The 19,631-nt window shown below is 71.4% G+C and carries 17 protein-coding genes and 1 tRNA gene; 8 read left to right on the top strand and 10 right to left on the bottom strand.

All coding sequences use genetic code 11. The annotated features are described in order from the left end of the window. Window positions 1-85: 85 nt before the first annotated feature. From ACQEVJ_RS08040 to ACQEVJ_RS08010, 7 genes are read right to left on the bottom strand one after another with little or no spacing between them, the layout of a single operon-like run. Window positions 86-1,774, bottom strand: coding sequence for a hydantoinase B/oxoprolinase family protein (locus ACQEVJ_RS08040; RefSeq protein WP_433098725.1), 1,689 nt, complete (start codon window positions 1,772-1,774; stop codon window positions 86-88). After that, entirely contained in the window at window positions 1,771-3,825 is a 2,055-nt protein-coding gene (locus tag ACQEVJ_RS08035; RefSeq protein WP_433098723.1) for a hydantoinase/oxoprolinase family protein, read from the bottom strand. Before ACQEVJ_RS08035 ends, ACQEVJ_RS08040 begins: the two co-directional genes overlap by 4 nt. Next, window positions 3,822-4,805: a substrate-binding domain-containing protein gene (locus ACQEVJ_RS08030; protein ID WP_433098721.1), complete on the bottom strand. Its 984-nt coding sequence runs from the start codon at window positions 4,803-4,805 to the stop codon at window positions 3,822-3,824. Before ACQEVJ_RS08030 ends, ACQEVJ_RS08035 begins: the two co-directional genes overlap by 4 nt. A gap of 41 nt (window positions 4,806-4,846) precedes the next feature. Beyond that, the gene (locus ACQEVJ_RS08025; protein WP_433098719.1) at window positions 4,847-5,902 is read right to left on the bottom strand and encodes an ABC transporter permease; all 1,056 of its coding nucleotides are present in this window, start codon (window positions 5,900-5,902) and stop codon (window positions 4,847-4,849) included. Then, on the bottom strand, window positions 5,899-6,696 hold the full coding sequence (locus tag ACQEVJ_RS08020; protein WP_433098717.1) for an ATP-binding cassette domain-containing protein: 798 nt from the start codon (window positions 6,694-6,696) through the stop codon (window positions 5,899-5,901). Before ACQEVJ_RS08020 ends, ACQEVJ_RS08025 begins: the two co-directional genes overlap by 4 nt. Then, window positions 6,693-7,517 carry a PfkB family carbohydrate kinase gene (locus ACQEVJ_RS08015; RefSeq protein ID WP_433098715.1) on the bottom strand — a complete coding sequence of 275 codons (825 nt, stop codon included), beginning with the start codon at window positions 7,515-7,517 and terminating at the stop codon, window positions 6,693-6,695. Before ACQEVJ_RS08015 ends, ACQEVJ_RS08020 begins: the two co-directional genes overlap by 4 nt. 1 nt (window position 7,518) lies before the next feature. Continuing rightward, on the bottom strand, window positions 7,519-8,547 hold the full coding sequence (locus tag ACQEVJ_RS08010; RefSeq protein WP_433098713.1) for an SIS domain-containing protein: 1,029 nt from the start codon (window positions 8,545-8,547) through the stop codon (window positions 7,519-7,521). 181 nt (window positions 8,548-8,728) lie between these two features. Between ACQEVJ_RS08010 and ACQEVJ_RS08005 the strand changes: the two genes are divergently transcribed. The 4 genes from ACQEVJ_RS08005 (at window position 8,729) to ACQEVJ_RS07990 (ending at window position 13,474) form a co-directional block, all read left to right on the top strand. Then, window positions 8,729-9,643 carry an aminoglycoside phosphotransferase family protein gene (locus tag ACQEVJ_RS08005; RefSeq protein WP_433098711.1) on the top strand — a complete coding sequence of 305 codons (915 nt, stop codon included), beginning with the start codon at window positions 8,729-8,731 and terminating at the stop codon, window positions 9,641-9,643. Between the two features lie 122 nt (window positions 9,644-9,765). Further along, window positions 9,766-11,691, top strand: coding sequence for a Xaa-Pro dipeptidyl-peptidase (locus ACQEVJ_RS08000; RefSeq protein WP_433098709.1), 1,926 nt, complete (start codon window positions 9,766-9,768; stop codon window positions 11,689-11,691). Between the two features lie 85 nt (window positions 11,692-11,776). Next, the gene (locus ACQEVJ_RS07995; RefSeq protein ID WP_433098706.1) at window positions 11,777-12,136 is read left to right on the top strand and encodes an SHOCT domain-containing protein; all 360 of its coding nucleotides are present in this window, start codon (window positions 11,777-11,779) and stop codon (window positions 12,134-12,136) included. Between the two features lie 87 nt (window positions 12,137-12,223). After that, window positions 12,224-13,474 (top strand): endonuclease Q family protein, encoded by a 1,251-nt coding sequence (locus tag ACQEVJ_RS07990; protein WP_433098704.1) that lies wholly within the window; start codon window positions 12,224-12,226, stop codon window positions 13,472-13,474. Here ACQEVJ_RS07990 and ACQEVJ_RS07985 read toward each other — a convergent pair. Continuing rightward, window positions 13,465-14,385, bottom strand: a complete 921-nt coding sequence (locus tag ACQEVJ_RS07985; RefSeq protein ID WP_433098702.1) for an oxidoreductase — start codon at window positions 14,383-14,385, stop codon at window positions 13,465-13,467. The two genes, ACQEVJ_RS07990 and ACQEVJ_RS07985, sit on opposite strands and share 10 nt — an antisense overlap. A 101-nt stretch (window positions 14,386-14,486) precedes the next feature. Between ACQEVJ_RS07985 and ACQEVJ_RS07980 the strand changes: the two genes are divergently transcribed. Further along, window positions 14,487-15,563, top strand: a complete 1,077-nt coding sequence (locus ACQEVJ_RS07980) for a helix-turn-helix transcriptional regulator (RefSeq protein ID WP_433098700.1) — start codon at window positions 14,487-14,489, stop codon at window positions 15,561-15,563. Between the two features lie 53 nt (window positions 15,564-15,616). On the opposite strand, the gene ACQEVJ_RS07975 is transcribed toward ACQEVJ_RS07980, so the two are convergent. Continuing rightward, window positions 15,617-15,690: transfer RNA gene (locus tag ACQEVJ_RS07975), tRNA-Lys, on the bottom strand. Between the two features lie 123 nt (window positions 15,691-15,813). Between ACQEVJ_RS07975 and ACQEVJ_RS07970 the strand changes: the two genes are divergently transcribed. Both ACQEVJ_RS07970 and ACQEVJ_RS07965 read left to right on the top strand, forming a co-directional pair. Continuing rightward, the gene (locus ACQEVJ_RS07970) at window positions 15,814-16,659 is read left to right on the top strand and encodes an AAA family ATPase (RefSeq protein ID WP_433098698.1); all 846 of its coding nucleotides are present in this window, start codon (window positions 15,814-15,816) and stop codon (window positions 16,657-16,659) included. Next, on the top strand, window positions 16,659-18,017 hold the full coding sequence (locus tag ACQEVJ_RS07965) for a vWA domain-containing protein (RefSeq protein ID WP_433098696.1): 1,359 nt from the start codon (window positions 16,659-16,661) through the stop codon (window positions 18,015-18,017). Before ACQEVJ_RS07970 ends, ACQEVJ_RS07965 begins: the two co-directional genes overlap by 1 nt. 45 nt (window positions 18,018-18,062) lie before the next feature. On the opposite strand, the gene ACQEVJ_RS07960 is transcribed toward ACQEVJ_RS07965, so the two are convergent. Then, window positions 18,063-18,830, bottom strand: a complete 768-nt coding sequence (locus ACQEVJ_RS07960; protein ID WP_433098694.1) for a nuclease-related domain-containing protein — start codon at window positions 18,828-18,830, stop codon at window positions 18,063-18,065. Between the two features lie 152 nt (window positions 18,831-18,982). Here ACQEVJ_RS07960 and ACQEVJ_RS07955 point away from each other — a divergent pair, with 152 nt between their 5' ends. After that, window positions 18,983-19,630 (top strand): TetR/AcrR family transcriptional regulator, encoded by a 648-nt coding sequence (locus tag ACQEVJ_RS07955; protein ID WP_433098692.1) that lies wholly within the window; start codon window positions 18,983-18,985, stop codon window positions 19,628-19,630. Window position 19,631 lies beyond the last annotated feature (1 nt).

The following is a 19,631-nucleotide window of genomic DNA, read 5'->3' as shown; positions in this document are numbered from 1 at the left end:
TCCTCCTCTTCCCGGTATCGGTCACCGCCGGCGGGATCCCGGCCGTCATCGCGCGCACGCCCGGGAAGCGCCGGCGGCTCGCCCATCAGCGATCCGCCGCAGCGAGATTGTAGTGATCTCGCGCGGCGCGGGCGGTGATCCGCCCGCTGCGCAGGTCGGCCTCCACGGCCTCCCTCGGGCGCAGCGCCGGGTCGCCGAATCCCGCCCCGCCGCCGGCCCGCAGGCTCACCACCTCGCCCGGGGCGGCGACGTGCTGTCCCTTCGCGGGGAGCAGGGTCTCCGCGCCGTCCTCCCGGATGAGGACGATCGAGGCGGGCGTGCCGGGCAGGCCGCCGTCGAGGCCCTGCGGGGCGTGACCGGGGTCGCTCTGCTCGGCCTCGGAGAGGAACTGCATGGGCCCGTCGGAGATGTTCCGGTAGTCGGCGCGGATGCCCAGGCCGCCCCGGGTGCGCCCCGCGCCGCCGCTGTCGGGCCTCAGCTCGTAGCGCTCGACACGCAGGAGGTAGCTCGACTCGATGACCTCCGCCGGGATGATCGCGCAGTTGGCCATGTGGACGTCGACCGCGTCCGCGCCGTCGTGCGCCGCGGTGCCGCCCGCCCCGCCCGCGACGTTGGCGAGCAGCACGACGCCGTCCCCGGTCTTCGGCGAGGCCGACTCGCAGATCAGCACCGGCCAGCCCACGAACCACTCCGCCGCCGCCCGGTGCGGGGCCGCCGGGGCCAGCGCCCGGGTCATGACGGACGCCAGCCGCTGGGAGGCCAGGTGCCGGTCGCCGACCGCGGCGGGGAAGATCGGGTTGACCGCCGAGCCCTCCGGGGCGTGGATGGTCACCGGCTCCATCGACCCCTCGTTGAACGGCACGTCGTCGGGCAGCAGGCACTTGATCGCGTAGTGCACGACCGACCGCGTCGTGGACGTGGGGATGTTCATGCCGCCGGGCATCTGCGGGTCGCAGCCGGAGAAGTCGACGTGCGCGCCGTCGCCCTCGATCGTCACCGTGACGGCGAGGCGGACGGCCGCGCCGGGGTTGATGCCGTCGTCGTCCAGCCACCCCTCGGCCTGGTACGTCCCGTCGGGCAGGGCCGCCAGCTCGGCCCGGGTGCGCTCGGCCGTGTAGCCGATCAGGTCGTCGATCGCCGTGACCAGCGTGTCGGTGCCGTACCGCTCGGCGAGCCGGGCGAAGCGGCGGGCGCCCGAGCGGGCGGAGGCGACCTGGGCGCGCAGGTCGCCGTGGTTCTGCTTCGGGTGGCGGGTGTTGGCCGTGATGATGTCGCGGACGTTCGGCTCGGGCACCCCGCGCACCTCCAGCTTCACCGCCGGCAGCATGACGCCCTCGTAGAACGCGCTGCGGCTGGTGGCCGCCGCCGTGCCGGGCACGACCCCGCCCCAGTCGGCGTGGTGGGCGATGGCGCCGGTGAAGCCGATGAGCCGCTCGTCGCCGTCGAAGACCGGGACGAACAGGTTGAGGTCGTTGGTCTGACAGGCCCCCAGGTAGGGGTGGTTGCTGAGGAAGACGTCGCCGGGGTGGATGTCGTCGCCCCACTTGTCGAGGCAGGCCCGCAGCGCGGGGGACATCGAGGCGAGCAGCGTCGGGATGTCCAGCGCGGCGGCGAGCAGCCGGCCCGACCGGTCGAAGACCGCGCAGCTGTAGTCGCGCATGTCCTTCACCACGACGCTGAGCGCGGTGCGGCGCAGCGCGGTGCCCATCTCCTCCGCGATGGTCTCCAGGGCGTGCCTGATCACCTCCGTGGTGATCGGGTCGGTTCGTCTCATGCGGAGGTTCCCTTCACAGTCAGGACGAGGTTGCCGTCGCCGTCCACGCGCACCTGCGCGCCCGGCGGCACGACCGTGGTCGCCTCGCGCTCCTCGATGATCGCCGGGCCGCTGAACGCCGCCCCGGGCGTCAGGTCCGCCCGCTCGTACACGCCGGTGTCGGCCCAGCCGGCCCCGCGGAAACAGACCCGCCGTACGGAGGCCGGGGCGGGGGTGGAGGACGCCGCCTCCGCGGAAGCGGCGGCCGTACGCGGCAGCACGCCGTACACCTCGACGCCGACGGCGACGAGCTCGACGCGGGCCTCCTTGTCGCTGTGCCCGAACTCGAACTCGTGCTGGGCGTGGAAGCGGTCGAGCGCCTCGGCCAGGCTCTGCGCGTCCACGGGCCCGGGCCGCAGCAGCACCTCCACGTCGTTGTCCTGCCAGGCGTAGCGGAAGCGGGCCAGCCGGTTCTCCGTACGTCCCGCGGTGAGCGACTCGACCCGGGAGAGCCGGTCGCGGGCCCGGTCGAGCAGGCCGGTGAACAGCCCCTCGATCTCCTCTGGGCTCAGCGTGTCCACCGGCGCGTCCACGGTGAGCGAGAAGTCGTACTTCAGGTCGGAGGTGGCCAGGCCCAGCGCCGAGAACGTGCCGGGGTGGCGCGGCACCAGGACGGTCCTGATGTCGACCATCTCGGCGACCGACAGGGCGTGCATGGGACCGGCCCCGCCGAAGGGCAGCAGCACGAAGTCGCGCGGGTCGTAGCCGCGGTTGACGCTGACCACGCGCACGCCCCTGGCCATGATGGCGTCGGCGACGTCGAGGATGCCCAGCGCGGCCTCCTCCAGGCCGATCCCCAGCGGCTCGGCGACGTGCGTCAGCACCGCCTGCCTGGCGGCCTCCACGTCGAGGGTCATCTCCCCGCCGAGGAACCGCGCGGGGTCCACCCGGCCGAGCACCACCTGGGCGTCGGTCGTCGTGGGCCGGGTGCCGCCGCGTCCGTAGCAGGCGGGCCCGGGGACGGCGCCCGCGCTCTCCGGTCCCACCCGCAGCAGCCCGGCCGCGTCCACCCGGGCCAGCGACCCGCCGCCGGACCCGATGGTGTGGATGTCGAACTGCGCGACCTGCAGGGGCCGTCCCTCGAACTGCGACGCCCGGTCCAGGCGCGGCCTGCCCTCGTGGATCAGGCAGATGTCGGTGGACGTGCCGCCCATGTCGAAAGTGATCTGGTTGGCGTACGCCGGGTTCTCCGCCACCCGGGCGGCGGCGAGCACCCCCGCCGCGGGACCGGACAGCACCATCTTGTGCGCGGCGGCCGACGCCTCGGCGGCCGACATCACACCGCCCGAGGACTGCATCACGAAGAACGGGCAGGTGACCTTCTCGCTGTCCAGTCCGTCCTCGACCGCCGACAGGTAGCGCGCCACCAGCGGCTGCAGCGCCGCGCTGATCGCGGTGGTCGACGCCCGGGGGTACTCCTTGATTTCGGGCGCGACCTCGGAGGAGACGGCCACGTGCAGGCCGGGCAGCGCGGCGGCCAGCCGCTCGGCCACCCGGCGCTCGTGGGCGGGGTTGCGGAAGGAGAACAGCAGCGTGACCGCGCACGCCTCGGCGCCGCTCGCCGCGACCTGGGCCACGATGCGGTCGATCTCCTCGTCGGTGAGCGGCGTGACGACCCCGCCCAGCCGGTCGAGCCGCTCGTCGATCTCGAAGACCATCTCGCGTGGGATCACCGGCTCCGGCTTGACGACCCCGAGGTCGAACAGCGCGGGGCGAAGCTGCGTGCCGATCTCCAGGACGTCCCGGAAGCCGCGGGTCACGATCAGCGCGGTGGGCGGGAGCTTGAACTCCAGGAGGGCGTTGGTGGCGACGGTGGACCCGTGCGCGAACATCCGCAGGGCGCCGGTGTCGACGCCGCGCGTGCCCCGCGCGGCACGGACGCCGTCGAGCACGCCGCCCGCCTGGTTCTCCGGTGTGCTGGGGACCTTCTCGACGAGGACGCGCCCGTCGTCGCCGATGACCACGACGTCGGTGAAGGTCCCGCCGACGTCGATTCCGAGGCGTTGGCTCACTGCTTACCTGCCTTGTAGAAGTACGCGCTGACGGCGGGGTCGTTCAGGTTCTCCTGGGTGGCGACGACCGCGTCGAGGCTGACCGACTGGGGCTTGGTGCCGTCCTTGAGATAGGCGGCGAGGTCGGAGACCGCCCTGCTGCCCATGTCGCCGGGCTTCTGGATGATCAGCGCCGCGACCAGGCCGCGCTTGAGCAGGCTCACCTCGTCGGGCGAGGCGTCGAAACCGACGATCTTGACCTGGTCGCTCTTGCCCGCGGCCTGCACGGCCTGGGCGGCGCCGATGGTGGGGTTGGTCCAGTTGGTGAAGACGCCGGCGAGGTCGGGGTAGCGCTTGAGCACCGCGCTCACGGTGCCGGCGATGGTGGTGAGGTCGGTGGCGTCGTAGCGCTCGGCGACGTACTCGAGGCCGGTCTGCTTCAGCCCCTCCTGCCATCCCTTGAGACGGGCGTCGGTGCTGGACGTGCCCGGGGTGTAGCCCTCGAAGGCGACCTTGCCCTTGCCGCCGAGCAGCTTGTCCATCGTCTGGGCGGCCAGGCGACCGGCGGCCTCGCCGTCGGAGGTGACGGTGGCGAGGCGGGCCGACGGGTCGGCGACGTCGGCGTCCACCGTGATGATCGGAATGCCCTGCGCCATGACCTGCTTCATCGGCGCGATCATCGCCTTGGCGTCCAGGGCGGACATGATGATCCCGTCCGGCTTGCGGGCGGCGACGGACTGCAGGAGCTGGGTCTGCGAGGCCACGTCGAGGGTGGACGGCGCCTGCCAGCTGAAGTCGAAGCCCTGCTTCTTCGCCTCGGCCTCGGCTCCGGCGACCAGGGTGAGGTAGTAGGGGTCGAACTGGTCGTTCAGCAGCATGACGATCTTCTTGCCGGCGGCGCTCTCGCCTCCGGCGTCGTCGGCGGACGAGGACGTGCCGCAGCCGGCCAGCAGGGAGACCGCCAGCGCGCTCGCGGCCAGGGCGGGGATGGTTCGCTTCATCGGGTTCCTTCGGCATGAGGGGTGGGTGTGAGCGAGGAAGCTCATGTGCGCTCCTGAGCGCGGATCTTGACCTGGTCCACGTAGACGGCCACGAGCAGGACGACGCCGACGGCGACGCTCTGCCAGAACGGCTGGACGTCCATGATCACGAAGCCGCTCTGCAGGACCGCCGGGATGAGCGCGCCCACCACGGTGCCGGAGATCCGGCCCCGCCCCCCGAACAGGCTCGTCCCGCCGATGACGACGGCGGCGATGGCCGACAGCGCGTCCCCGGAATGGCTGGTGATCGACGCCGTGCTGAACCGCGCGACGTCGAGGACGGCCACGATCCCGCACAGGGCGCCGGTGCCGACGTAGAGCAGGATCATGTGCCGCCTGACGTTGACGCCCGCGCGGCGGGCCGCCTCCAGGTTGGCGCCCATCGCGTACGTGTGCAGGCCGAAGCGGGTCTTGGACAGCACGACCCAGAAGACCGCGGTGACCACGGCCGCGATCACGATGGACCACGGGATGACCCCGAACAGCTTGCCCAGGCCGAACGACGACTGGAAGGGCAGCGGCACGTTCTGCACGTTCTGGCCGTTCGTCCAGACGCTCGCCAGGCCGAGCACGATGCCGCCGGTCGCGAGCGTGGCGATGAACGGAGGGATGCGGAGCTTCACGGCGAGCACGCCGTTGACGGCTCCCCAGCCGGCGCCCACCAGCAGGCCGCAGACGATCGCCACAGTGATCGCGAAGCCGAGGTTCGGATAGTGGAAGTCCGCCGCCTGCGCCGCCGTCCCGGCGAGCGACCCCATCACCTTCGCGACGACGACGGCGGAGAAGATCGTGATCGAGCCGATGGACAGGTCGAGCCCGCCGGCGATGAGCAGGAACGTGATGCCGCACGAGAGGATGAGCAACTGCGAGGCCGTGAGCAGGATGGACTCGGCGTTGCTCAGCGACAGGAACGTGCCCGCCGGAGTGACGACCGAGAAGACCACCACGATGGCGATCAGCAGCAGCAGGATCGTCGCGTCGGACAGCCGCTGGGGGCGCCGCACGGCCCTCCTGCGCGGCGTGCTCGGCGGCGTGGTCGGGGAAGCGAGGTCGGTCATCGCGGTTCTGCCGCCCTTTCCTCGGTCGGGCTCAGGGTGTCGGCGCCCGTCATCGCCCTGATCAGGTCGGTCGAGGTGACGTCGGCCATGGGCGCGGTCAGGACCCGCCTGCCGAGCCGCAGGACCGTGCAGCGGTCCGCGACGCGGAAGACGTCGGGCAGGTTGTGGGAGATGAGCAGCACCGGCAGGCCCTTCTCGTCCCGGATCCGCCTGATGAGCTCCAGGACCGACTCGGTCTGCGCCACGCCGAGCGCCGCGGTCGGCTCGTCCATCATGATCAGGGCCGAGCCCCACATCGCCGCCCTGGCCACCGCGACGGCCTGCTTCTGCCCGCCCGACATCGAGCCGACCTCGGCGCCCAGGTCCTGGATCTTGGAGTTGAGCCGGCGCAGGTGGGTGGCGGCCTCGGCCCGCATGGTCTTGCGGTCGACGAACCCCAGCCGGCCGAGCAGCCCGGGCCGGGAGGGCTCGCGCCCGAGGAAGAGGTTGGCGTCCGGCGGCAGCGTCGGCGCGAGTGCCAGGTCCTGGTAGACGGTCTCGATGCCGGCCGCCTGGGCGTCCCTCGGGCCGGTGAACCGGTGCGGCACGCCGTTGATCTCGACGGTGCCCTCGTCGGGCGTCACCGCTCCCGCGAGCACCTTGACCAGCGTCGACTTACCGGCGCCGTTGTCGCCGAGCAGGGCGTGGATCTCCCCGGGGGCGATGTCCAGGTCGACGCCGCGCAACGCCTCGACGTGGCCGTACCGCTTGCGCACGCCGCGCACCCGCACAGCGAGGTCGGCGCTGTCCTTCATGGGGTCTCCTCCGGTGGGTAGAGGGCGTCGAGATCGGCGGGGTAGCCGTAGCCGCCGTGGTGACGGCAGACGGAGGCGGCGTACGCGGCCGCCCGCGCCATGGCGACCTCGGCCGGGGCCGCGGGCAGCGCGACCAGCAGCTGCGCCGCGAAGGCGTCGCCGGCGCCCAGCGTGTCCACCACCTCGGTGGGGACCGCCGGCTGCCACACTGTACGTCCCTCCGAGGCCAGCAAAGCGCCCTGATCTCCGCAGGTCACGACGGCGAACCGGGGTCCGAGAGCGAGGACCGACGCGGCGAACTCCGCGCACTCGCGCCGGTCGAGCCGGGCCCGGGAGAAGAAGGCGATGCCGACCGAGGGCAGCAGGTCCCGCGCGTACTCCATGTCCTTGTAGGAGAAGTCGAAGGAGACCTTCGTGACGCGGGCGATGTCGGGGAGCTGGTCCTCGACCAGGCTGGTGTGTCCCGTGTGGACGAGGTCGAACGACGACAGGTAGTCGAGGTCCGCCGGGCTCAGCCGCAGGTCCTCGGTCGGCGGGATGTAGTCGACGAAGGTCCGGTTGCCGTCGGCGTCGAGCTTGACGTCGGCCCGGGGGGTGGGGTGGCCGCCGTACCGGGACCACCGGGCCTCGACCCCTTCGGCGGCCAGGCTGTGCCGTACGAGGTCGCCCGCCGGGTCGGCCCCGATCGAGCCGAGGTAGGCGGCCTCCGCGCCGAGACGCCCGGCGTGGACCGCGACGTTGCAGGCGCTGCCGCCGGGGAAGACGAGGCCGAGGTCGAGATATCTGTCGACGACGTTGTCGCCGACTCCGCACAGCCGCATCTCAGTAGGCCATCTTGTGCATGTAGCGCCGCTCGTCGAGCGAGTGACCGGTGACGGACTCGTAGTGGTCGGCCAGCCGGGTGGCGACGTTGGCCAGCACCGGGGCCGACAGCTCCGGCCGGGCCGCCGCGGGCACCCCGGGCAGTTCGAGTGCGGCCGAGTCGAGCGTGAAGACCCGGGAGGTCACCTTCGGGGCGAAGGCGGCGACCCGGTCGGCCATCGCCTGGGTGCGGTCCTCGCTGCGCAGGAGGATCAGCGGCGCGTCGCCGACGACCATCTCGAACGCCCCGTGGAAGAAGTCGCCGGACGCCACGCAGACCGACTTCTTCCACTGCATCTCCATCAGGTAGCAGACCGAGAGCAGGAAGGCGACGCCGTACGCGTTGCCCCCGCCGACCACGAAGGTCAGGTCGGCGTCGGCGGTCTCCCGCGCGATCGTCGCCGACAGCTCCTCGTGCGCCTCGGTGGCGACCGCGAGCGCGTCGGGCAGCGCCGCGTAGCCGCGTTCGAGGGTCTCGTAGTCGAGGTCCGCGCCCTCGATCCGCAGCAGTTCCTGCACGAGCTGCCCCAGCAGGACGTGCTTGGCCGCCGTGATCGTCTTCTCGCTGTGGTAGGTGAACGCGGCGTCCCCCAGCTCGGCGAGCGGGTTGTCGTCGTCGGTCGCCACCGCCACCACGTACGCGCCCGCCTCCTTGGCCAGGCGCGCGGCGGCCACCGTCTCGGGGGTGGCGCCGGAGTGGGAGGAGGCCACGACGAGCGAGCGCTCCGACAGCCGGGGCGAGGGGCATGCCAGGAACTCGGCGGCGTTGATGTTGTGGCTGACCAGCCCGGTCGCCGAGGCGGACAGCGTGGCGTGCGCCGGCACCGAGGAGGCCCAGGAGCCGCCGCAGCCGAGGAAGAACACGTCCGTCACTCCGCGCGAGGCCGCCTGCGCCGCCACCTTCGCGGCGACGCCGCGCTGGTCGACCGCTCCCCCGATGACCTCCCTGAGCTGGGGGTCGACGGGTCGCAGGCCGGATTTGGAAGTCATGGGGACACTCCGCAAGTAGAACGTTCTCACTGACCGGTGCACGAACGTGTAGAACGTTCTCACCGGGATGGTGAGAAGGTTCTCAATCCTGCCGGGGAGCAGTCAAGGGTTCACGGCGTTTTTTGACCCTCGGAAACGGAGGCTGCTTGCAGAACGGGCCGCCCGGCTACCGTTGCTCCGCATGACCCACACCGAGATCGAGATCACCGCGGAGCTGGTGCGGGATCTGCTGCGCGACCAGCACCCCGACCTGGCCGATCGCCCTTTGCGCCTCGGCGCGCGCGGCTGGGACAACCAGCTGTGGCGGCTCGGCGACGACCTCGCCGTCCGGCTGCCCTGGGCGACGCAGTCTGCGGACGCGCTGCTGCGCAAGGAGTACACCTGGCTGCCCGTCCTCGCCCCGCGCCTTCCTCTGCCGGTTCCCGTCCCGCAGCGCCTCGGCGAGCCCTCCGCCCTGTTTCCACGACCCTGGATCGTCACCACCTGGGTGCCGGGCGCGCCCGCCGACCGCGCCCCCGTCACGCGCGCCGCGGAGGCGGCCGACGTCCTGGCCGCCTTCCTGACGGCTTTGCACCAACCCGCCCCCGACCAGGCGCCCACCGGCCGCGACCGCGGGGGGCCGCTGGCCGACCACTCCGAGGGGTTCGCCAAGCAGCTCGCCTCGGCCACCGAGATGGGGCTCATCCCCGACCCGGACGCCGTCCGCGCGGTCTGGGACGACGCCGCCGCCGCGCCCGGCTGGGCAGGCCCGGCGCTATGGCTCCACGGCGACCTGCATCCGGCCAACATCCTCACCGCGGACGGCACGATCTGCGGCGTGATCGACTTCGGCGACCTCTTCGCGGGCGACCCGGCCTGTGACCTCGCCGCCGCCTGGATTCTGCTGCCGGACGGCGCCCCCGGCCGCTTCCATGACGCCTACCAGCCGGCCCCGGACGCCGCGACCCTGCGCCGCGCCCGCGGATGGGCGGTCGGACGCGCCCTCAGCGGCATCCTCATCGGTGAAGCCGGCGTCCGCGGCCGCCCAGGCGGCAAGGCCACGTGGGGCCCACCCGCCCACGCCGCACTGCGCCGCCTCATCGCAACGGCCCGTTGAACGTCCGAGCTGTGTCACATACTAGGACCAAGGTGATGTCGATCACATAAAGGGATCTTGTCGGCATACGGGCACGCATGGAGATTTGCGGAGTATTTCCGCACCCCCTCTGGAGGCTCTCCGTGCTGTTACGAGCAGCCATCGCCGCGGTCGTCGTGACCGCGATCGGCGCGGTCCCGGCCCACGCGGCCACCGGACCCGCCATAACCGTCGAGCAGGGACGGACCCAGCCGGTCTTCTCCTACGCCGACGCCGTCCGCGAGCACGTCTACGTCGAGTCGAGCGTCGACAGCGACTCCGACGGCCGCCTCGACCGGGTCAGGGTCGACATCATCAGGCCCAGGGAGTCGGGGCCCGGGCTCAAGGTGCCGACGATCATCGACGAGAGCCCCTACTACGACAACTCCGGGCGCGGCAACGAGTCCGAGCGCAAGGTGTACGACGCGGCGGGCGAGCCCGCCAAGTTCCCGCTGTTCTACGACAACTACTTCGTGCCGCGCGGGTACGCCGTCCTCAACGTCGACATGATCGGCACCACCAAGTCCGACGGCTGTCCCGACGTGGGCGGCAAGGCCGACGTGCTGGGCGGCAAGGCGGTCGTCGACTGGCTGAACGGCCGCGCCCCCGCCTACCACGACGACGGCACCCCGGCCGTGGCCGACTGGAGCACCGGCAAGGCCGGCATGATCGGCAAGTCGTACGACGGCACGCTGGCCAACGCGGTCGCGGCGACCGGCGTCGAGGGCCTGGAGACGATCGTCCCGATCTCCGCCATCAGCTCCTGGTACAAGTACCAGCGCTCCAACGGCGTCATCTACAACTACAACTACATGTCGTACCTGTCCCGGGCCGTCGACACGGACCCGGCCGCCAAGTGCGCGGCGAAGCGGGCTCAGCTGGACGTCGACGCCGACGACACGACCGGCAACTACAACGCCTTCTGGGCCGAGCGCGACTACACCGCCGGCTCGCTGGGCGACGCCTCGAAGGTGCACGCCAGCGTCTTCGTCGTGCACACGGTCAACGACCTGAACGTCAAGCCCGACAACTTCTCGGTGTGGTGGCAGGCGCTCGCCGACCGGAACGTGCCGCGCAAGATCTGGGTCGGTCAGTATCAGCACGTGGACCCCTTCGACTTCGAGGGGCGCCGCGACCTGTGGGTCGACACGCTGCACCGCTGGTTCGACCGCTGGCTGCTCGGCGTGGACAACGGGATCATGCAGGAGCCCCGCGCCGACGTGCAGGTCGGCCCGGCCGAGTGGGTCACCCAGCGCGACTGGCCGACGCCTGCCGCCTCGACCCACTTCTTCCGCCCGTCCGCCGATGGTTCGCTGAACCTCAACCCCGGCAAGAACGGCGAGACCGCGAGCTTCACCGACATCCGCCAGTCGGAGGACGCGATGGTCGCCGACGCCGGCACGGCCAAGCCCGGACGGGTCTCCTTCACCACCGGTGAGCTGCCGCGCGACCTGCGCATGTCGGGCACGCCCGAGGTGGACCTGCGGGTCTCGCTCGACAAGCCGACCTCGAACCTGACCGCGCTTCTCGTCGACTTCGGCGAGGACACCCGGGTCGACTGGCGCCGCGGGCAGGGCATCACCACCCTCGCCGAGGAGGACTGCCACGGCGACAGCACCGCCGCCGACGACGCCTGCTACCGGAAGGTCGTCACGAACCTGGCCACGCGGCCGCTGGAGGTCGTGGCCCGCGGCTGGATCGACGCGCAGAACCGCGACTCGCTCTCCGAGTCGTCGCCGCTGACCCCCGGAACGTACGCGCAGGTCAAGTGGAAGACGCTGCCGCAGGAGTACGTCTTCAAGAAGGGCCACAGGATCGGGCTGGTGATCGCCGGAACCGACTCGAACTACAGCGGCGAGCGGGCCACCGGCACGACCGTCACCATCGACCTGCACAAGAGCCGGGTGGAGATTCCGCTCGTGCTCGGTGTCGGCCACGCGCTGAACGGCGGCGACATTCCCAAGGACAAGGGCACCTGGCACGGTCCCCAGCAGATCGACCTGCCGGTGCCGGACAACAAGCTCTACTGATCCCCTGACCGTCCTCTGACGCGGCGCCGGGACCCTCGTCCCGGCGCCGCGTCCGGGGTCTCCGCTTTCGCCGTAGTGTGACCGCATGATCGAGATCGTCGTGGAAGACGGCTCATGGACGGTCGATGTCGAGGCGGTGAGGATCACCCCCGGCAGCGGCCGCGACGTCCACGAGGTGCGCAAGGTCCGGCGGCTGCGCCGGCGCGCAGGAGTTCCGGCTGTCGGATCTGACCGGCGTCGAGTGGAAGCCGCAGTCGGGCCTGGCCTACGGGAGCCTGCGTTTCCACGTGCGCGGCGAGGGCCCGACGGCCGTGACCTGCTGAGCCGCGACCTGTTGATTCGGCGGCTCGCCGACCTGGGCGAACTGCACCGGAGCGGAGTGCTGACCGACGAGGAGTTCAGCACGGCGAAGAAGGCGCTGCTGGACCGCATCGCCGAACTGTAGGGGGCCGGTCGCCGCGCGGCGGGCGTTTGGACCTCTTCCGGTCGGCAACCTGGTAGATCCAGGGTCAAGCCGACAGGAGAGGTCACGGTGCGTTTCCACGCCGACCTGCACATGCACTCCAGGTACGCCTACGCGTGCAGCAAGAACAGCGACCTGGAGCAACTGACCTGGTGGGCCCGGCGCAAGGGCGTCACGCTCATGGGCACGGGCGACTTCACCCACCCGGCCTGGCTGGAACGGCTCCGGACGGCTCTGGTGCCGGCCGAGCCGGGGCTGTTCCGGCTGCGCGACGAACTCGACCGCGAGGTCTCCGCGACGCTGCCGGGAAGCGTGGCCGCCGCGCCCGTGCGGTACATGCTGTCGGTGGAGATCTCCACCGTCTACTCCCAGGGCGGCCGCTCCCGGAAGATCCACCACCTCGTCTACCTGCCCGGATTCGACCAGGTCGAGGAGTTCAACCGCGGCCTCGCCAAGGTCGCCGACCTCGATGTGGACGGCCGGCCCACCGTACGCATGAGCTCCCGCGACCTGCTGGAGGCCGTCCTGGCCTGCGGCGAGGGCGCCTACCTGGTGCCGGCGCACGTCTGGACGCCGTGGTTCGGCGTGCTCGGCTCGAAATCGGGGTTCGACACGTTGGAGGAGTGCTTCGGCGACCTCACCGAGCACGTCTTCGCGCTGGAGACCGGCCTGTCCGCCGACCCCGCGATGATGTGGCAGGTCTCCGGCCTCGACGGGTATCGGCTGGTCAGCTACTCGGACGCCCACTCGCCGCCCATCGTCGGCCGCGAGACCACGATCCTCGATACCGACCTCGACTATTTCGCGATCGAGCGCGCCCTGCGCACCGGCGCCGGTCTGTGCGGCACGACCGAGTTCTTCCCCGAAGCGGGCAAGTACCACGTCGACGGCCACCGCAAGTGCGGCGTGCGGCTCGACCCGGAGGAGACGCGCAAGCTCGGCGGCCTCTGCCCGGTGTGCGGCCGCAAACTCACGGTCGGCGTGCTGAGCAGGGTCGAGGACCTCGCCGACCGCCCGGCGGGCGGGAGCCCGCGCGGCGCGGCGGGCTTCCGCAACCTCGTCCCGCTCCCGGATATCGTGGCCGAGATCCTGGGGGTGGGCCCGAAGAGCAAGAAGGCGAGCGCCGAGACCGACAGGATCGTGGCCGCGCTCGGACCCGAACTCGCGATCCTCGGCGATCTCCCCCTCGACGACATCGCCGCCCACTCACCGCGGCTCGCCGACGCGATCGGCCGCCTGCGGAACGGCGACGTGACCAAGGACCCCGGCTACGACGGCGAGTTCGGCCGCATCCGCACGCTTGGCTCAGGTCAGAGGTAAGTGACGCCGGTCAGGGCTCCGGCGGCGGTCCACAGGCGCCGCCCGACACTCGGGTCGGCCGCCTCCGTGCTGGGGCGGACCTCCACGACCCGGCCGCGCGTCTCCAAGAAGCCGGACGGTCCGAAGAACTGACCGCCGCGGACACCGGGCGCGGTCGCGGCGAAGAGCTGGGGCAGCGCCCCTCGCTCGGTCGGCTGCGTCACCAGCAGCCCGATCCGGGCGAAGATCCGCCCGGCCCGGGGGCGGTACTCCCAGGCCCGGGGGGTGAGATTGCTTCTGGACAGCCCGGGGTGGGCGACGACGCTGACGACCGGTGAGCCCGCGGCGCGAAGGCGGCGGTCGAGTTCGAGGCCGAAGACGGTGGTGGCGAGCTTGGAGCGGCCGTACGCGCGACTGGCGTTGAAGTCGCGCCGCGACATCAGGTCGTCGAAGTCGAGGTGGGCGTTCTTGTGGGTGATCGAGCTGAGACTGACGACCCGTGCGGCGTCCGCACGGCCGAGGTTGTCGAGCAGCAGGCCGGTGAGGGCGAAGTGGCCCAGCATGTTGGTGCCGAGCTGAAGCTCGAATCCGTCGGCCGTCGTGCGGGCGGGGCCGAGGAGGACCACGCCGGCGTTGTTGACCAGCAGATCGATCGCCGGGAAGCCGGCAGCCAGATCCTTCGCGAACGCGTGCACCGACTCGAGCGAGGCCAGGTCGAGCTCTCGCACCTCGATCTCGGCCCGTGGCACGGAGCGCCGGATCGACTCGGCCTCCCGCTCGGCGGCGACGGTGTTGCGTACGGCCATCACGACGTGTGCCCCGTGCCGGGCGAGTTCGGTCGCGGTGACCAGGCCGAGTCCCGAGTTCGCACCGGTGACGACGGCGACCCGGCCGTGCTGATCGGGGATGTGACTGGCGTTCCATTCGGTCATGGCGGCGACGCTAGGGCGGGGTCGCCGGAATTCGGTCGTACGCGTTTCCCTGGGAACGCCAGACCTACCGTCGGCGCCGGCCGCACCGGCAGACTGCCGTCATGACCGTCGACCATCCGTACGCCCGCGAACTCGGCGACTTCCTGCGTGCCCGGCGTGGCCGGTTGCGCCCGCAGGACGTCGGCCTGGAGCCGGGGCCCCGGCGCAAGGTGGCCGGCCTGCGGCGCGAGGAGGTCGCGCTGCTGGCCGGGCTGAGCACCGATTACTACCAGCGCATGGAGCAGGGCCGTGAGGTGCGGCCCTCCGACGAGGTGCTCGACGCCATCGCCTCCGCGCTGGACCTCGGCGACGAGGAACGGCGGCACCTGTTCACCCTCGCCCGGGCGGCACGGCGGCCGGCGGCCGTCCGCCCACGCCGGGCCCCTGAACGCGTGCCGGACAGCACCCGGCGCCTGCTGCACGTCATGGGCACCCCCGCGGTCGTGCTCGGGCGGCACCTCGACGTGCTCGCGTGGAACACGCTCGCCGAGGCACTGCTCGGCGATCCGGACACCCTGCCGCCGGGGCGGCGGAACATGCTCATGGCGCTGTTCGAGGATCCCGGAACCCGGGCGCGCTGCCCCGACTGGGAGAGCACCGCCCTGCAGTACATCGGCATGCTGCGGGCCGCCGTCGCCACCGATCCGATCCACCCGCGCGCCACGACGATCATCGGTGAGCTGAGCATCCGCAGCGCAGACTTCCGCCGGCTCTGGGCCCGGCACGAGGTGCGTGAGACGGTTCACGGGACGAAGCTGTTCCGGCACCCTCAGGTCGGCGACATCACCCTCGACTGGGACGTCTATCCCCTGCCCGGAAATCCCGGTCCTGTCCTGCTCGTCTATACGGCCGAGCCCGGCACCGCGGACGCCGAACGCCTCCATCTGCTCGCGTCCCTGCGCGCCTCCCGGGCACCGCGTCAGGACGTGGCCTCGACGACCCCGGACCACACAACGTGGACCCCGACGCCGGCTGGGGAGGCAGATCGAGGCACAGGATCGATCCATGGCGAAGAGCACGGGCCCAAGCGTTCATGTCGGCCGAAACCGACGCCCGCTGTCGAACCCTCTACGGCGAGCACAGCGGCGAGCGGGGCGAGGGGCAAGGCGCGTGGCAAGGAGCACGCCGAACACCCGTAAACCACACCAGCGCACCCATGATCGTAATCATGAGCGCGCTGGTCTAGTGGTAGTGCGCCGCCAGGGACTCGAACCCCGGACCCGCTGATTAAGAGTCAGCTGCTCTAACCAACTGAGCTAGCGGCGCAGAGCCCTTAGAGGTTATCGCAGCCCTCACAGCAGTCCAAATCAGAGCAGAACAGTCCAAATCAGAGCGGCCACAATCGGGCTAGAGTAGAACAACATTCGGTATCTGCGGTTGGGAGCGCATATGTGGTTCGCCTCGCCTGACGAGGTCCGGGAGCGGCTGGCGGCCGTCGACTACCTTGCCGACGACGGCATCGCGACATCGGTGTTCCTGGCCGGGGCGCTGGGCAAGCCGCTGCTGGCCGAGGGACCGGCGGGCGTGGGCAAGACCCAGCTCGCCAAGGCCGTGGCGGAGGCCACCGGCGCCCGACTCATCCGCCTGCAGTGCTACGAGGGCCTGGACGAGGCGCGGGCGCTGTACGAGTGGAACTACAAGAAGCAACTGCTGCGCATCCAGGCCGACGACGGCGCCTGGGACGACATCTTCTCCGAGGAGTTCCTGCTGGAGCGCCCTCTCCTGAAGGCGATCAGGAGCGAGGAGCCCACGGTGCTGCTCATCGACGAGACCGACAAGGCCGACGTCGAGGTCGAGGGGCTGCTGCTGGAGATCCTTTCCGACTACCAGATCACGATCCCCGAGCTGGGCACGATCACCGCCGCGCGCCGGCCCTACGTCGTGCTGACCTCGAACGCGACCCGCGAGCTGTCGGAGGCGCTCAAGCGGCGCTGCCTCTATCTCCACCTCGACTACCCCACCCCGGAACGGGAGCGCGACATCCTGCTCGCGCAGGTCCCCGATCTGCCCGCGAGCATCGCCGACCAGCTCGCCCGTACGGTGGCCACGTTGCGGGCGCTGGAGCTGAAGAAGTCGCCGTCGATCGCCGAGACCGTCGACTGGGCGCACACCCTGCTCGCGCTGGGCCGTACGGAGCTGGACGAGACGCTGATCGGCGAGACGCTGGGCGTGGTCCTCAAGCACAACTCCGACCAGGTGCGGGCCGCCAAGGAGCTCGGCCTGCCCTCCCGGTGATGACGACTCCGGCGTCCCTCGTGGACCGGCACGTGGGGTTCGTCCACGCCCTGCGGGCGGCCGGGCTGCCGGTCTCCCCGGCCGAGGGGCTGGACGCGGCCCACGCGCTCATGGTCGTCGACCTGACGGAGCGGGAGACGCTCCGGGAGGCGTACGCCGCGACGCTGGTGAAACGGCCCGCCCACCGGCCGGGTTTCGACCTGCTCTTCGACCTGTGGTTCCCGCCGGTGGCCGGTCAGACCACGAGCGACGATCCCGTCCCGGAGGACGCCGAGCTGCCCGAGCTGCGCGAACGGCTGGCGGAGCTGCTGATGGGCGACCCGGCCGATCCCGCGTTCCGGGAGTTCGCCCGGGCGATGGTCGGGCGGTTCGGGCAGGTCCAGGCGGCCCCCGGCAGGCAGTCGTGGTTCTCCTTCCCGGTGCTGCGCGCGCTGTCGCCGGAGACGCTGGTGGCCCGGATGCTGACGGCCATGCTCGACGAGCGCGGCGGCCTGCCGGAGAAGGTCGCCCGGCGGCACGTCTCGCGGACGATCGAGGCGTTCACCGAGGCGGTCGCCGCCGACGTACGCCGCCGGATCGCCGAGGAGTCGGGGATCGAGAAGATCGCCAGGTCGGCGGTCCGGCCACCGATCGACCAGGTCGACTTCCTGCGCGCGACCAAGGAGGAGCTGGCCCGGCTGCGCCGGGAGGTCTACCCCCTGGCCCGCCGCCTGGCCACCCGGCTGTCGATCCGGCAGAAGCGGGGGCGGCGCGGACGGCTCGACTTCCGGCGCACCGTGCGGGCCTCTCTGTCCACGGGCGGGGTGCCGCTCACCACCCACCTGCGCCCGCCCCGCCCGCACCGGCCCGAGCTGGTCGTGTTGTGCGACGCCAGCGACTCGGTCTCCACGTTCTCGCACTTCACGCTGTTGCTGACGTTCGCGCTGCGGGAGCAGTTCACCAAGGTGCGGGCGTTCGCGTTCGTGGACACCGTGGACGAGATCACCGGCCTGTTCGCCCCGGGCGCGGACGTGCTCGACGCCATCGGACGCCTCACCGACGAGGCCGACATCGTCAGGTTCGGCCGCACCGACTACGGCCACGTCTTCGAGCGCTTCGCCGAACGCTTCCCGGACGCCGTGGGCCCCCGGACGTCGCTGCTGATCCTGGGCGACGCCCGGTCCAACTACCAGGCCCCGGCGCTGGACACGCTGAAGCGGCTGGCCGGGCGGGCCAGGCACGCCTACTGGCTCAACCCGGAGCCCCGGGCCCAGTGGGACACCGGGGACTCCCTCGCCACGTCGTACGGCACGGTCGTCCCCATGCACGAGTGCCGCAACGTCGCCCAGCTCGCCGCGTTCGTGGAGACGCTGGCCTGAATCGAGACCCTTCGCCCGAATCGATTCCGGCCCGCGTCCGCGCGCTCAGCTCATGCGGCGCAGGATGCGGGCCGCCGTACGGGCGAGCAGGTCGATCTGCTCCTCGGTGAACGGGGCCGAATCGTGGGTGCGGATCCAGCGGGCCACCCTGCCCGGGTAGGCGACGGTCAGCCCCTCGCCGTGCAGCGCGCCACCCCTGGCCTTGATCTTCCCGCCGTGCACGGCGAGCACCGGGGCGATCGAGACCTCGATGCCGGTCTCCTTGGTCAGCAGCGCGGCCATCGAACTGCCGGCGGAGATGAGGCCCTTGGCGACCGAGGTGCCGAACTTCTCGTCGAAGAACAGCCGCTCGCCGTATCGCGCGATCAGGGTGTCGGGCGACCACGCCTCGTTGTCCACGATCCACACGCCGCCCGGCCCGATGACGAGATGATCGATCGACGCCTCACCGGGCACGGCCCGGCCGTCCATCACCCGGTAGCCGTGCCGGCGCAGCGCGAGACGCAGCAGCCGTCCGGTGCGCACCTCGCCGCGGCGCTTGCCCCGCCACACGGCCGTACGCTCGTGCAGGCGCCAGGCGATGAACAGGTCCGTGCCGCCCGCGAGGGCGGCCAGCCCCAGGCCGGCGGCGAACATGTTCAGCCCGAGCCGCGGGCCCACCAGGTTGCCGACGACGAACCCCGCGAAGGTGATCGCGGCCCGCACCCGGATCCGGTTCTTGCGTCCGGCGAACCAGAACGTCTCGTACAGGTTCTGCGGCGAGGCGCCGGTGAACTTCTCGTCCCTCGGGACGTAAATGGACCCACTGGGCACGCGAACCCCCCACACTAGGCATGCGGCTTTCTCCGGGATACCCGAGCGGGAATCCCAACCCTCCTAAGGTGAGGGAAGTAGCGCAATTACGCCAGTGCCGACACTTGACCGACCAGTCGGTATGCTTGACCCGAGAGACGAAGGAGGTCGGCATGGCCCGCCGCGCAGCTGGAGAGCACCGCGCAACAGGGGATCGCGTGAACGGGGAGCGCCCCGCCAACGGGTCCCTGGAGGAGCCGGTACGGCAGCGCCTGCTCGCCGAGGCCACCCGGCTGTTCGCCGAGCGGGGTTTCGAGAGCACGTCGGTGCAGGAGATCGTCGCGGCGGCCGGAGTCACCAAGGGCGCCATGTACCACTACTTCGATTCCAAGGACGACCTGCTCCACGAGATCTACTCCCGGGTGCTGCGCCTGCAGATGGAGCGCCTCAACCGGTTCGCCGACGCGGAGGGGCCGGTGGCCGACCGGCTGCACGCCGCCGCGATGGACGTGGTGGTGACCACGGTCGACAACCTGGACGACTCCAAGATCTTCTTCAGGTCGATGCACCAGCTCGCGCCGGAGACGTACAAGAGCGTGCGGGCCGAGCGGCGGCGCTACCACGAGCGGTTCCGCGACCTCGTCGTCGAGGGGCAGCGCGACGGCGTCTTCCGTGACGACATCCCCGCCGAGATGGTGGTCGACTTCTTCTTCGGCTCGGTCCACCACCTGGGCACCTGGTATCACCCCCAGGGCCCGCTGACCGGCCAGGAGGTCGGCCGCCACTTCGCCGACCTCCTGCTCAACTCGCTTCGACCCTGAT

Source organism: Microbispora sp. CA-102843 (assembly GCF_050936215.1).
In the GTDB taxonomy this organism is placed as follows: domain Bacteria; phylum Actinomycetota; class Actinomycetes; order Streptosporangiales; family Streptosporangiaceae; genus Microbispora.
This window is presented reverse-complemented; position numbering and strand designations above follow the sequence as displayed.